Source organism: Hydrogenophaga sp. PML113, assembly GCF_001777155.1.
GTDB classification, from domain to species: domain Bacteria; phylum Pseudomonadota; class Gammaproteobacteria; order Burkholderiales; family Burkholderiaceae_C; genus Hydrogenophaga; species Hydrogenophaga borbori.
In genome coordinates this window covers 171,610-185,183 of the sequence record NZ_MIYM01000007.1, presented here as the reverse complement: position 1 = coordinate 185,183, position 13,574 = coordinate 171,610, and the positions used below count along the sequence as shown (strand labels likewise).

Annotated in this window: 11 protein-coding genes; 4 read left to right on the top strand and 7 right to left on the bottom strand. The window is 72.1% G+C overall.

The annotated features are described in order from the left end of the window. Positions 1–214 precede the first annotated feature (214 nt). The 6 genes from BHU06_RS15135 to BHU06_RS15110 all read right to left on the bottom strand — a co-directional run bounded on the left by BHU06_RS15135 (position 215) and on the right by BHU06_RS15110 (position 6,607). Positions 215–589, bottom strand: a complete 375-nt coding sequence (locus tag BHU06_RS15135; RefSeq protein WP_070400036.1) for a helix-turn-helix transcriptional regulator — start codon at positions 587–589, stop codon at positions 215–217. A 97-nt stretch (positions 590–686) separates the two neighbouring features. Continuing rightward, entirely contained in the window at positions 687–2,267 is a 1,581-nt protein-coding gene (locus BHU06_RS15130) for a class I adenylate-forming enzyme family protein (RefSeq protein WP_070400035.1), read from the bottom strand. Between the two features lie 7 nt (positions 2,268–2,274). After that, positions 2,275–3,069: an enoyl-CoA hydratase/isomerase family protein gene (locus tag BHU06_RS15125; protein ID WP_070400034.1), complete on the bottom strand. Its 795-nt coding sequence runs from the start codon at positions 3,067–3,069 to the stop codon at positions 2,275–2,277. Positions 3,070–3,080: 11 nt separating this feature from the next. Continuing rightward, the gene (locus tag BHU06_RS15120) at positions 3,081–3,740 is read right to left on the bottom strand and encodes a glutathione S-transferase family protein (protein ID WP_070400033.1); all 660 of its coding nucleotides are present in this window, start codon (positions 3,738–3,740) and stop codon (positions 3,081–3,083) included. A 60-nt stretch (positions 3,741–3,800) separates the two neighbouring features. Beyond that, the gene (locus BHU06_RS15115; protein WP_070400032.1) at positions 3,801–5,621 is read right to left on the bottom strand and encodes an acyclic terpene utilization AtuA family protein; all 1,821 of its coding nucleotides are present in this window, start codon (positions 5,619–5,621) and stop codon (positions 3,801–3,803) included. Then, complete coding sequence (locus BHU06_RS15110) at positions 5,621–6,607, bottom strand: tripartite tricarboxylate transporter substrate binding protein (RefSeq protein ID WP_070400031.1); 987 nt, start codon at positions 6,605–6,607, stop codon at positions 5,621–5,623. Before BHU06_RS15110 ends, BHU06_RS15115 begins: the two co-directional genes overlap by 1 nt. 135 nt (positions 6,608–6,742) lie before the next feature. Here BHU06_RS15110 and BHU06_RS15105 point away from each other — a divergent pair, with 135 nt between their 5' ends. Continuing rightward, the gene (locus BHU06_RS15105; protein WP_175442865.1) at positions 6,743–7,645 is read left to right on the top strand and encodes a LysR family transcriptional regulator; all 903 of its coding nucleotides are present in this window, start codon (positions 6,743–6,745) and stop codon (positions 7,643–7,645) included. Positions 7,646–7,690: 45 nt separating this feature from the next. Here BHU06_RS15105 and BHU06_RS15100 read toward each other — a convergent pair whose 3' ends face one another. Continuing rightward, positions 7,691–9,586 carry a propionate--CoA ligase gene (locus tag BHU06_RS15100; RefSeq protein WP_070400029.1) on the bottom strand — a complete coding sequence of 632 codons (1,896 nt, stop codon included), beginning with the start codon at positions 9,584–9,586 and terminating at the stop codon, positions 7,691–7,693. A gap of 180 nt (positions 9,587–9,766) precedes the next feature. Here BHU06_RS15100 and BHU06_RS22165 point away from each other — a divergent pair, with 180 nt between their 5' ends. Genes BHU06_RS22165 through BHU06_RS15085 form a run of 3 tightly spaced genes read left to right on the top strand, consistent with a single transcriptional unit; the run spans position 9,767 to position 13,508 of the window. Further along, complete coding sequence (locus BHU06_RS22165; RefSeq protein ID WP_083293258.1) at positions 9,767–11,095, top strand: glycosyltransferase; 1,329 nt, start codon at positions 9,767–9,769, stop codon at positions 11,093–11,095. After that, entirely contained in the window at positions 11,092–11,778 is a 687-nt protein-coding gene (locus BHU06_RS22845; protein WP_175442864.1) for a TVP38/TMEM64 family protein, read from the top strand. Before BHU06_RS22165 ends, BHU06_RS22845 begins: the two co-directional genes overlap by 4 nt. Then, positions 11,775–13,508, top strand: a complete 1,734-nt coding sequence (locus BHU06_RS15085) for a glycosyltransferase family 39 protein (protein ID WP_070400028.1) — start codon at positions 11,775–11,777, stop codon at positions 13,506–13,508. The genes BHU06_RS22845 and BHU06_RS15085 overlap by 4 nt, the downstream gene beginning before the upstream one ends. The last annotated feature ends 66 nt before the right edge of the window (positions 13,509–13,574 follow it).

Below are 13,574 nucleotides of genomic sequence, written 5' to 3'. Positions count from 1 at the left end.
ATCCGCTGACCTCCGTCTTCCTCGGGAAGACATTAGCTGGTTAAGACAACCTTCCGCGACACGGCTGGACCGGTTGGCGGATGCGACAGTGACTGGGAAGGACCTGACTGCGGACGGCATTGTGCCACCGCCCCGCGCCAAGGGGGCGATCATGGGCCAAAGCCCACGCCGATACTGTGACGGGTGGTGAAGCGGGCGTGACCGGCGGGCGTGCTCAGGGCGCCACGCGCGGCGACAGCCGCTCGGACGCCGGCACCGAGGCCGGCTCGTCCATCTCGATCGCGATCTGGGTGCAGACGGTGCGGCACAGCATCACGGCCTTCTCGCTCTGCACACGATAGAACACCTGCGTACCGTCCTTGCGCTTGGCGAGCACGCCCGAGCGGTAGAGCAGGTTCAGGTGCTGCGATAGGTTGGGCTGGGTGGTGTCGATCTCGCGCAACAGCTGGGAGACCGACTTTTCCTGATCGCACAGGGCGCTGAGGATGCGCAGCCGCATGGGGGTGGAGAGCACGCCGAAGAGTTCGGCGGCGAGTTCAAAGACCCGCCCTTTCTCGACCTGGGCATCACTGGCGATCATGTCGGCCATGGCATCCGCGCTTGGTTGGAAATATAAGCATGGATGATAGCCCTGGCCCCCGGCCCCCGCCTAGCCAGCCCGCCAGGGCCTGCGGCGGGAGGCGCGCTCAGCCGCCCTCGCCCGCCAGCGCCTGGCGCAGTTCGCGCTTGAGCACCTTGCCCATGGGGTTGCGCGGCAGCGCCGGCATCACCGCCCAGCGGCGCGGCACCTCGTGGCGGGCCAGGTGGGCGCGGCACCACTCGCCCAGGGCCTGCGTGTCCAGGGTGTGGCCCCGCGCCGGAACGACGCAGGCGGCCACCTCCTCGCCCAGCCGTTCGTCGGGTACCGCCACGACGGCCACGTCCGCGATGCCAGGGAAACGCATCAGCGCGGCCTCCACGGCGGCCGAGGACACTTTCAGGCCGCCGCGGTTGATCACGTCCTTCACGCGGTCGATGAAGCGCAGCAGCCCGTCCCCGTCGGCCACCACCAGGTCACCGGTGTGCAGCCAGCCGTCGCGGAAAGCGAGCGCGGTGGCCTGTGGGTCCTCGAAATAGCCAGCCGCCAGGCTGGGGCCGCGGAACAGCAGCTCGCCCGGGGTGCCGGGCCCGACCGGCCGCCCCGCCCCGTCCACCACGCGCAGCTCGCAGTGCGGCATGGCCTGGCCCATGAGGCCGGCCTTGGCCGGCAGCCAGTGCGGCGGCAGGTAGGCGCCGGCCGGACCGCTCTCGGTCATGCCCCAGACGTGCACCTGCTCCATCCAGGGCCAGCGGACCGCCGCGCGCCCGATGAGGGGCGCCGGCATGGCCGCGCCGCCGTAGGCCAGGCGCCGCACGCGCCACAGGCCCTCGGCGCCGCGCTCGGCCTCGGCCAGCATGAGCTGGATCACCGAGGGCACGCCGTGGTAGACGGTGGTGCCTTCGGCGTCGGCCAGGGCCAAGCGCTGCGCGCTGTCCAGGTGGTGCTCCATGACAAAACCCGCGCCATGCACCCAGGAGGACATGCAGCCCAGGTTCAGGCAGGAACTGGTGAAAAAGGGAAACGCGCCCTGGTAGAGGTCACCGGCCACCAGCCCCACCGCGGCGCCCATGGCCAGGCCCGCATGCAGCAGGCTGCGGTGGGTGTGCACCACCGCCTTGGCCTGGGCCGTGGTGCCCGAGGTGAACAGCAGGCAGGCGGGTTCGGTGGGCGACACGGGCGGGCCAGCCGCCTCGGCCAGCCCCGGTGCCGACCCGTCCAGGGTCGCCGGCCAGGCGGGTTCGGGCCCGTCCAGCAGCGCCAGGGGAACACCGCTGGCCGCCGCGAGGCGCGGCGCGCTGGCGGCCAGGCCAACCACCAGGCGGGGCCGCACCAGGGCCAGGGCCTGGGCCAGCTGCTCGTCGGACCCGCGCGTGCTGAGCGGCACCACCACCGCGCCGATGGCCCAGCAGCCCAGCGCCGTGAGCACCGCCTCGCGGCCGGCGTCGTTGTCCAGGTAGACAGCCACGCGGTCGCCGCGCGCCACACCCCAGCGGGTCAGGCCCTCGCCCACGCGGCGCTGCCAGCGCGCGAGCTGGGCATAGCTCAGGCGCTCGCGGTGCCCGGCGGCGGCGCGCGCGGACAGGGCGATGGCCGAGGGCCGCTGCAGCGCCCGCCGATCGATGAGCGCGCTCACGCTCAGCCCCTGCAGCTGCGCGGGCGATGGGGGCTCGAAGTCGGGACCGGCCATCGCTGCCTCAGCGACCGGTGAACACCGGCGCGCGCTTCTCGCGGAAGGCGTTCACCGCCTCCTGGTGGTCCTGGCTGCGGTTGGACAGGGCCTCGTAGGCGAGCGAGGCGTCCATGATCGAATGGGCCAGTTGCTTGAGCCCGATGTTCACGGCCATCTTGCTCCAGCGGATGGCCTTGACCGCCCCACCCGCCAGCCGATCGGCGAACTGCGCCACGCGCGCGTCCAGATCGGCCGCCGGCACGGCGTGGTTGATGAGCCCGATGCGCGCGGCCTCGGCGGCGCTCATCAGGTCACCGGTCATCAGGTACTCCTTGGCGCGCGCGTAGCCGATGAGCTGCGGCCAGATCACCGCGCCGCCGTCGCCCGCCACGAAGCCCACGCTGACGTGCGGGTCGCCGATCCTGGCGGTCTCGGCGGCGAACACCACGTCGCAGAACAGCGCGATGGTGGCGCCCAGGCCAGTGGCGTGGCCGTTGAGCTTGGCCACCAGCGGCTTCTCGCAGTCCAGCAGCGAGTAGACGATCTGCTTGCCCTCGCGGGCCGTGGTCTCGAAGGCGCCCGGCTCGTCGATCATCTTCTGCATCCAGTCGATGTCGCCGCCAGCCGAGAAGGCGCGGCCCGCGCCGCCGAGCACCACCACGTCGCTGTCCGGGTCGCCCGAGGCCTCGACGAAGACGCGCGCCAGCTCGGCGTGCATGCGCTCGTCGATGGCATTGAGCTTGTCGGGCCGGTTCATGGTGATCTCCAGCACGCGGCCCCGGCGCGCGAACTGAAGCGACGAATAGCTTGAAAAGTCCATGGGTTCCTCGCTCAGGCCGCGGCGCGGTAGACGTTGAGTTCCAGTTTTTCGCGCGCCATGGCGGCCGCCACCGGCGCCGACGCGGCCACGCGCTGCGCGTGCGCCCACAGCGCCGGCAGGCCCTGCGGGTCGATGCCCGCGTAGCCACCCCAGCGCAGCAGGGTGAGCGCGTAGGCGTCGTGGAAGGACGGCCGCTCGCCGAACCAGAACGGCGTGGCCTGCGCCACCCAGCCCTGGATGCGCTCCAGGTGATCGCGGAAGCGCTTGGTGTTGAAGCGCTTGAGCTCGGCGTGCACGGCCTCGTCCTCGGCGAACAGGTGGGGCTTGAAGACGTGGGCGAAGGTGGGGTGCGCGGTGTTGTTCATGAAGGCGAGCTGCGACATGGCCTGCGCGCGCGCCCAGGGGTCGGCGGGCAGCAGGCCCACCTGGGGGAAGCGGCGGTCCAGGTAGTCGGCGATGGCCAGCACCTGGGTCAGCGGCCGGCCCTCGACCACCAGCACGGGCACCTGGCCCAGGGGGTTGAGCGCCAGGTGCGCGGCGCTCAGGTGCTCGCCCTTGTGCAGGCGCACGGCGTGCGCCGCGAAGTCCTGGCCGATCGCCGCCCGGATGGTTTCCAGGCCGGCGTGGACCACGAACGAGCAAGTGCCCGGGCCATAGTGAAGTTCCAGCATGCAATGTGTCCTCGGTGGGGCCCGGGCGGTGCCGGGCGGGGTGGGAAGCGTCCGCCGGCCTCAGACGTCCAGGTCGTCGGGCACGGGGATGTCGAACTCCAGCAGCTGCTGGGCCATGCCCTTGCCCATGGGGTCGGGGCGCAGCGAACTGGGGCCGCCGCCGTCCAGGGCGCCGTCCAGCACGAAGTTCAGGGCGTGCAGGCCGGGCACCGCGTGGCGCACCACGGCGCCCTCGACCAGGTGGGCCAGGTAGGCCTTCACCGCCTCGGCGCTCAGCGCCGCCTCGATGAAGGGCAGGAAGGCCGGCCGGCGCGCGATGACGGCGATGTTGGAGGTGTTGCCCTTGTCGCCCGAGCGGCCCCAGGCCAGGCGCACCAGTGGCACGCGGCGCCCGCCGGGCCCGGTCGCGGTCGCGGTCGCGGCGTCGGCGCGCGGGGCCGCGGCCGGCGCCTCGGCCAACGGCGCACCGGCAGGGATGGGCACGCTCACGCACTGCCCGTCCAGCGTCACGCGCGGCGGCGCCAGCCGCGCCTTGTCCACCAGGCAGGTGAACAGGCGGTAGCGCGGCTCCACCACGGGCCGGCTGTTGAACATGAGCGCGCTGCCGGTGGTGGTGCCGGGCGCGAACGACACGCCGGGCACGCGCGCCTCGCGCGAGAACAGTTCCAGGGCCTCGCGGCGCGGGTGCGTTGCCGCCACGCGCGCGATCGCCTCGCGCAGATCGAAGGCGCGCGCGCGCGGGCCGTAGCCGTCCTCCGCGCCCACCACGCCCACGGCCACCTTCTCGAAATCGCCCAGGCCGCGCGCCAGCGCCATGGCGCGGGCCCGGCCGAGCAGCGCCTCGCCGGTGCGGCGCGCCTTGCGCACCGCGTCGATGCCGAACACCGGCAGCTGCGCCACGCAGCGGTAGCCGTCGAGGTAGGCGGCGGACAGCTTGTAGTGCGGGCCGGGTGCCTGGCCGCGCGCGCCACGCACCACCACGCGGTCGGGGCCGGCCTCGGTGACGGTGACGCCAGTGAAATCGCAGCAGACGTCGGGCAGCCGGTAGCGGGCCGGGTCGCCCACCTCGTACAGGATCTGCTCGCTGACCGTGCCGCGCGTGACCAGGCCACCGGTGCCGGCGGGCTTGCTCACCACGAAGTGCTCGGCGCCGTGGCATTCGATGACGGGGTAGCCGATGTTTTCCCAATCGGGCACGGTGTGCCAGTCGGTGTGGATGCCGCCCGTGACCTGCGGCCCGCACTCCAGGATGTGGCCCGCCAGCGAGCCCATGGCCAGGGCGTCGTGGTCGTCGGGCGTCCAGCCGTACTCGTGCATCAGCACGCCCAGCGTGGTCGCGCTGTCGACGATGCGCCCGGTGACCACGATGTCCGCGCCCATCGCCAGGGCCCGCGCGATGGGCAGCGCGCCCAGGTAGGCGTTGGCGCTGACCAGCTCGGCCGGCATGGACTCGCCGGTGTAGAAGTCCGCTGCGCCCGCCGCGCGCAGCGAGGGCATCAGGTCCAGGCAGTCGTCGCCTTCGACGCAGGCCACCGTCAGCTGGGTGCCCAGTTCGCGCTGCAGCCGTCCGATGGCCTGGACGCAGCCGGCCGGGTTCAGGCCGCCCGCGTTGGCCACCAGGCGGATGCCGCGCTGCTGGCAGGCCGGCAGGATCTCGCGCAGCGTGAGCTCGACGAACTCGCTGGCCCAGCCGGCCGCCGGGTCGCCCTGGCGGGTGTGGGCGAAGCTGGAGAGCGTCATCTCCGCCAGGTAGTCGAACACCAGGTACTGCATGCCCGGCACCGCCACCAGCTGGCGCGGCCCGAGGATGCTGTCGCCGACGAAGGCACAGGCGCCGCCGATGGTGACGGTCTTGGCGGTCTTGGAAGCGGTTCGGTTCATCAGTCGGCGCTCAGTCCCAGGCGGCGCACGATCTGGCCAGCGGTGTCGACCTCCTCGCGCAGGAAGGCGCTGAACTCGGCCGGCGTGCCGCCGATGCCCTCGGACCCCTTGCGCGCCAGCCGCTGCTGGAACTCGGGGTTCTTCATCACCTGGGCGATCTCGCGCGACAGCTTGTCCACGATGGCGGGCGGCGTGCCCGCCGGCGCCAGCAGGCCGGCCCAGGCGTAGGTCACCAGCTCCGGGTGACCCAGCTCGCCAATGGTGGGCACGGCCGGCAGCTGCGGCGAGCGCTGGTGGCTGGTCACCGCCAGGGCGTGCACCGCGCCCTTGGCGATGTGCGGCTCCATGGTGGGGATGGCGTCGAAGCTGAACTGCACGCGGCCGGTCAGCAGGTCGCCGCGCGCCTCGTTCGAGCCCTTGTAGGCCACGTCGAAGGCGCCGCGCAGGCCGGTGGCGACGGCGAAGCGCTCGCCCAGGATGTGGTTGGCCCCCCCCTTGCCGCTGGTGGCGTAGCTCAGCGGCGGCTGGCCCTTCTGGCCCAGGGCGACGAAATCCTTGAAGGCGCCCGGCATCTGCGGCGCGGCCACCAGCACCAGGGCCGTGCGCGTCATCAGCGACACCGGCACCAGCGACTGCGGCGTGTAGGGCAGCTTCTTGTAGAGCGACTGGTTGATGGCGTAGGCGCCGATCACCACGCCCAGGGTGTAGCCGTCGGGCGCCGACTTGGCCACGGACTCGGTGCCGATGATGCTGTTGGCCCCGGGCTTGTTGTCCACCACGATGGTCTGGCCCAGGCGCGCCGACAGCTCCTTCATCACCTCGCGGGTCATGTCGTCGGTGTTGCCGCCGGGCGGGTACGGCACCACCACGCGCAGCGGCCGGTTGGGGTAGCCGGCGTCGGCCTGGGCGGCGGCGCCGGTGCAGGCCAGCGCGGCCGCCGCCAGCAGCAGGCAGCGGAAGCGCAACGGGATCGAGGCGGGGGGCATGGCTTGTCTCCTGTCGTTGTTCATGGGCACTGTCGCCGGGCCATTGTGGAAGCGCCCTCCCCCGCATGGATGGCGAAACAGGGGTTTTCTGATAACGTTTTGGAATCGCAGAACATCGCCGCCAAGGCTCGCCCCATGCAACTCAAGGACCTTCAGGCCTTCGCCCGCATCGCCGAGCACGGCAACCTGCACGCGGCGGCCGACGCCCTGGGCCTGACGCAGCCGGCGCTGTCCAAGTCCGTGCGCCGGCTGGAAACCGAACTGGGCGTGCGCCTGCTGGAGCGCCTGCCGCGCGGCGTGGCCCTCACGGCCGCCGGCCGCCTGCTGCACGAGCGCGGCCGCTCGCTCGCGCGGCTGGTCGACGACACGCGCGTGGAGATCGCCGACCTCAAGACCGGCCAGTCGGGGCAGTTGCGCGTGGGCGCGGTGCCCACCATCCTGGACACCAAGCTGGCGCCGGTGCTGGCGCAGCTACTGGGCGGCGACGACCCGCTGCGCTTTTTCGTCAGCGTGCAGCTCAGCGGCGGCCTGCTGCGCGCGCTTCAGGCCGGCGAGCTGGATTTCGCGCTCGCCGCCATCCCTGAGCCGGTGCCGGACGGGCTGTCCTGCCTGCCGCTGTGGCGGCAGGAAACGCATATCGTGGCGCGCAAGGGACACTGGCTGCTGCGCCGCCCCGGCACCCTGGACGACCTGCGCCAGCAGCCCTGGCTGCTGCCGCCGCGCGGCATCATGACGCGCACCTGGGTCGAGGCCCTGTTCGCGCAGGCCGGCCTGGACAAGCCGCGCCTGATGGTGGAGGCCGACGCCTCGCCCGGCCTGTTCGCCACGCTGATCCGCAAGACCGACCTGCTGAGCGCCATGACGGTGGACACGCTGGCCTCGCCCATGGGCGCGGGTCTGGCCACGGTGGCCTCGCCGCAGGGCCCCTGGGTCACGCCCCTGGGCCTGTTCTGGCGCCGCACGGCCTACTTCTCCAAGCCCATGGAGCGCTACCGCGACCACCTGCTGGCCACCCTGGCCGAGCCCGCACCCGCCTGAACGGGCGCGGCGGGCCGCAACGGGCGGCCGCCGGCCGGGCGGTGGTCAGGCGGCGCCCACCAGGTCCTTGATCTGCTGCAGCGCGCCGGGGTCGTCCATGGTGGTCAGGTCGCCCGGGTCGCGGCCTTCGCACACGGCCTGGATCGCACGGCGCAGCAGCTTGCCGCTGCGCGTCTTGGGCAGCAGCGAGACGAAACGCACCCGCGCCGGCCGCGCCACCGCGCCCAGCTGCGCGTCCACCAGCTTCATGATCTCGCCTTCCAGCCGGAGCTGGGCCTGGGCGTCGCCCAGCGCCGAGGCGTCCTTGGCCACCACGAAGGCCATGGCCACCTGGCCCTTGAGCGAATCGGCCACGCCCACCACCGCCACTTCGGCCACGTTGGCGTGGCTGGCGATGCTCTCCTCGATTTCGCGCGTGCCCAGGCGGTGGCCGGCGACGTTGATCACGTCGTCCGTGCGGCCCAGGATGTAGTAGTAGCCGTCCTGGTCGCGGATGCCCCAGTCGAAGGTCGAATAGACCAGCTGGCCCGGGATGCTCTTCCAGTAGGTGTTGACGAAGCGCGCGTCGTCGCGCCACACCGTCTGCATGAAGCCCGGCGGCGTGGGGCCTTCGATCACCACCACGCCTTTCTGATCGGCGCCGGTCAGCTCCTCGCCGGTGGACTCGTGCAGCAGCTTCACGCGGTAGCCGTACATGGGCACGCCCGGGCTGCCGAATTTGCTGGGCTGCTTCTCCACGCCGTTGGCCACGGTCAGGATCGGCCAGCCCGACTCGGTCTGCCAGTAGTTGTCGATGATGGGCACGCCCAGGCCGTCGGCGATCCAGCGCGCCGTGGGTTCGTCCAGCGGCTCGCCGGCCAGGAACAGCGCCTTGAGGCTGGAGAGGTCGTATTGCTTGAGGTAGGCCGGGTCCTGCTTCTTGAGCACGCGCACCGCGGTGGGCGCGCTGAACATCACCGTGACCTTGTACTTCTCGACCAGCTTCCACCAGATGCCGCCGTCGGGGCGGATCGGCAGGCCCTCGTACATGATGGTCGCCATGCCCGCGATCAGCGGCCCGTAGACGATGTAGCTGTGGCCCACCACCCAGCCGATGTCGCTGGTGGAGAAATAGGTCTCGCCCGGCTGGCCCAGGAAGATGTGCCGGATGCTGGCCGCCAGCGCCACCGCGTAGCCGCCCACGTCGCGCTGCACGCCCTTGGGCTTGCCCGTGGTGCCGCTGGTGTAGATGGTGTAGCTGATGTCCGTGGCGTCGAGCCAGGTGCAAGGCACCTGCGCGTTCAGGTGCTGTTCGCGCAGGGCGGCGTAGTCGTGGTCGCGCCCGGCCACCCGCTCCATGGGCGCCAGGCCACGGTCCACCAGCAGCACCGAGGCGGGCTTGTGCCGGGCCAGGGTGATGGCCTCGTCCAGCAGCGGCTTGTAGGGCACCACCTTGCCACCGCGCGAGCCGGCGTCGGCGCTGACGATGGCCACCGGCGTGGCGTCGTCGATGCGGCTGGCCAGCGAATGGCTGGCGAAGCCGCCAAACACCACCGAGTGGATGGCGCCGATGCGCGCGCAGGCCAGCATGGCGAAGGCGGCCTCGGGAATCATGGGCATGTAGATGAGCACGCGGTCGCCCGGCTTCACGCCCTGGGCGAGCAGCACGGCGGCCATGCGCTGCACCTCGGCGTGCAGCGCCTCGAAGCTGTAGATCCGCTCCACGTCGGTCTCGGTGGACACGAAGATCAACGCGTTCTGCTGCGCGCGGTCCTTCAGGTGCCGGTCCACCGCGTTGTGGCAGAGGTTGGTGCGGCCGCCCTCGAACCAGCGCGTGAACGGCGGCTTGTCGTTGTTGCAGACGCGGGTGAAGGGCGTGTGCCAGTCGATCAGGCGGGCCTGCTCGGCCCAGAAGCCCTCGGGGTCCTCGACCGAGCGGCGGTGGAAATCGGCGTATCCCATGCGTGTCTCCTGGTGCGGCCGGCCCCGGCTGGCGGCCGCTTCTGAATTCTTAATTATGGAGACCTGGCTTGCGTGGGGCTGACGGGACTAACCCGCGCTGCCCGGGCCCGCGCCTAACGTCCGCTTAATCCTGCGCCGTTCTGATGCCGGCCGTGATCACCGCCCCCGCCAGGACGTGCCATGGACGCCATCAACCAGTGGCTGATGCCGCTGTGGAACCTCTCCCCTTCCGCTCCCGCCGCGCTGGTGCTGCTCGCGCGCGTCGCCAGCCAGTACCTCCCCTTGATCGCCTTTCTCTCGGTCGCCGTCCTGCTCAGCCTGGGCGAGCCCTGGCGGCGCACCGCCTGGCAAATGCTGCTGGCCATGGGCGCCGCCTGGCTGATCGCCAGGGGCTTGCACAGCCTGTGGCCGCAGGCGCGCCCGGCGGCGCTGGGCATCGGCACCCAGTGGCTGGAGCATGGCAATTCGCCGGCCTTCCCCAGCCGCCACGCCACCGTCGGCCTGGCCTTCGGGTTCGCCGGCCTGCTGGCCGCGCCCCGGCGCGCGGTCGGCGCGCTCTGCCTGCTCGCCGGCCTGCTCATCGCCTGGAGCCGCGTGGCCCTGGGCGTTCACTTCCCCCTGGATGTCATCGCGGGCGCGGCCATTGCCGCGGCCTGCGCCCTGGCCATGCACCGGCTGTGGCCGTGGACGCCCGCCGGCAGCGCGCCGCCGCCTTCCCCGATTTCCGTTTCCACCGACGCCGCCATGCCCTACCCCCCTGCCCTTGAAGTCTCCGTCCTGATACCGGCCAAGAACGAGGCCGGCAACATCGGCCCCCTGGTGCGGGAAATCGCCGCCGCCCTGGGCGCCGACTACGCGTTCGAGGTGGTGCTGGTCGACGACGGCAGCACCGACCACACCGGTGCGGAATTCCTGGAGCAATGCCGCCAGCGGGGCGTGCGCGGCCAGCTGCTGCGCCACGCCCGCAGCTGCGGCCAAAGCACCGCGCTGGCCACGGGGGCGCAGCACGCGCAGGGGCGCTACCTCGTCACCATCGACGGGGACGGCCAGAACGACCCCGCCGACATCCCCGCCCTGATCGCCGAAGCGCGCCGGCTCAGCGCGGCCGGCCCCGACTTCTGCATCGCCGGCTACCGGCGCAACCGCCGGGACACGCGCTGGAAGCGCCTGCAGTCGCGCATCGCCAATGGCGTGCGCCGGCGCGTGCTGGACGATGGCGTGCCCGACACCGGCTGCGGCCTCAAGCTGATCCCGCGGCAGACCTGGCAACGCCTGCCGTATTTCGACCACATGCACCGTTTCCTGCCCGCGCTCGTGCAGCGCATCGACGGGCGGATCGCCGTGGTGCCGGTCAACCACCGCCCGCGGCGCACCGGCGTGTCCAAGTACACCGCCTGGAACCGGGTGTGGGTCGGTATCGTCGACATGCTGGGCGTGCGCTGGCTGATGCTGCGCAGCCAGCACCCCACCCTGTCGTCCAAAGAGGTCGTTGGCGAGCCCATGCCGTGAAGACCGAGCTCCGCTTCTTCGCCAAGCCGCTGCTGCTCACCGCCGCGCTCAGCCTGGCCTTCGTGGCGTTGCATGAGGGCTGGCTGGGCGCCTTCACGGAGAAGGAGCTGCTGCACGCGCTGTTCCTCTACCACTGGGGCATCGCCTGGCCAGCCTTCGTGGCCATCGGCGTTGTCTACACGGCCCTGGGCGGCCCGCGCCAGGTGCTGGCCTTCAGCAGCGGCTACCTGCTCGGGGGATGGCAGGGCGCGCTGGTCAGCACGCTCATCACCGGACTCGGCGCCCTGTTGACCATGGTCGTGGCGCGCTACGCCGCCGGCGACTGGCTGCGCCGCCAGTACCCGCGGCGGGTCGAGGCGCTGCGCCAGCTCATGGCCGAGGACACCTGGAAGTGGGTCTGCATCCTGCGCCTGCTGCCGGTGGGCAGCAACCTGGCCACCAACATCGTCGCCGGGCTGTCGGGGCTGGACCTTCGGCCCATCGTCGTGGGCAGCCTGCTGGGCTACCTGCCGCAGATGCTGCTGTTCGCCTACGCGGGCTCGGGCCTGGCCCTGCACAACAGCGCGCACCTGTGGATCAGCCTGGCCACGCTGGCCGCCTCCACGGCGCTGGGCGTCTACCTGTACCGCCACGGCTTCAGGCAGCGCCTGGAGCGCCTGCGCGGCGAGGCCCAGGCGCAATGACCCACGCCGAGCGCCCCGCCGACGGCGGATGGGCCTGGCCCGTCGCGTTCATCCTGCTGGCCGCGCTCGTCGTGCTGGCGGCCGGCATCGGCCTGCGCTCGCCCTGGCCGGCCGACGAGCCGCGCTTCGCGCAGATCGCGCGCGAGATGGTCGAGTCCGGCCAATGGCTGTTCCCGATGCGCGGCGGCGAGCCCTATCCCGACAAGCCGCCCGTCTTCATCTGGCTGGTGGCCCTGTTCTACCTGGCCACCGGCCAGCTGAAAGTGGCCTTCCTGCTGCCCAGCGCGCTGGCCGGGCTGGGCACCCTCTGGCTGGTGCACGACATCGGCCGCCGCCTCTGGGGACGCGACGTCGCCCGGTACGCGCTGCTCATTCTGCTGTTCACGCCCCAGTTCTTCATGCAGGCCAAATCGGCCCAGCTCGATGCGCTGGTGACGTTCTGGATCACCCTCGGTTGCTACGGCCTGCTGAGGCACTTTGTGCTGGGCCCGTCCTGGGGCTGGTACTGCGGGGCCTTCGCGGCCATGGCGCTGGGCATCATGACCAAGGGCGTGGGCTTCCTGCCGGCGCTCATGCTCATCCCCTTCGCGCTCTGGGGCTCGCGCACCGGCGCGGGGCCTTCGGGCAAGGTCTGGGGCGCCAGGAGCTGGCTGGGCCTGCTGGTGCTGCTGGGCACGCTGGCGCTGTGGCTGGGGCCCATGCTGTGGACGGTCGCGGCCTCCGGCAGCGACGCCCTGCGCGCCTACCGCGACAACATCCTGTTCCACCAGACCGCCGGCCGCTACGCCAACCCCTGGGGCCACATCAACGCCTGGCACTACCTGTTCACGGTGGCCATCCCTTCCGTCTGGCTGCCCTTGCTGGTGCTGATGCTCACGCAGTGGCGGCGCCTGGGCCGCCTGCTCAAGGAGGACAGCACCGCCCGCGTGCTTTTCACCTGGGCGCTGATGGTGCTGGTCTTCTTCTCGCTGAGCCGGGGCAAGCGGGTGGTCTACATCCTGCCGGCGCTGCCCATGCTCTGCCTGGTGGCGGGCGCGCTCTGGCGGCGGGCGCTGGACGACGGCGGCACGCGCACCTCGGCCCTGGCGCTGCGGGCGGTGGTGGTGCTGATGGGCCTGGGCCTGGCCGCGCTGGGCGCGGTGGCCTGGCTGCACCCCGCCCTGCTGGGGCCCAAGGTCGACGACTACGGCGACGTGCTGGCCGTCATCGCCCTGCCCGTGCTGGGCATGGGCGTGGGCGTGCTGGCCCTGGCCGCCGCCACCTGGCGCCGCGACGCGCTGGCCTCGCTGGCCGCCGTATCGCTGCTGTGCTGGTTCGCGCTGTCCTGCTGGGTCTGGCCCGCGATGGACGCCCACCGCACGCCCAAGGCCTTGATGCAAGCGCTCGAGCGCGCCGTGGACGCCCGGCACGAGGTCGGCCTGCTGCAGTTCAAGGAGCAGTTCCTGCTGTTCTCGCACCGGCCGCTGACCCATTTCAGCGTCCTGGCCCCGGTGGCCGAGCAAGAGCGCAACGCCTGGCGCTGGATGCAGGAGGACCCCAGCCGTGTCCTGCTGGTGCCCGATTCGCTGGACCTGGCCTGCTTCGACATGCACCGGCTGCGCGTGCTGGGCAATGCCCACCGGCAGGACTGGGGCCTGCTCGACGCCGGCGCCATGAAGCCCCGCTGCGAGCCCCCGCTCAAGGCCCTGCGCTACACCTGGCGCCCGCAGCGCCTGGACATCCTGGACTGAGCCCGCGCCGCCGGCCTGGCCCACCGGGCCAGGCGGCCCGCGCGCCAGTGCCCGACCGCGCGGGCC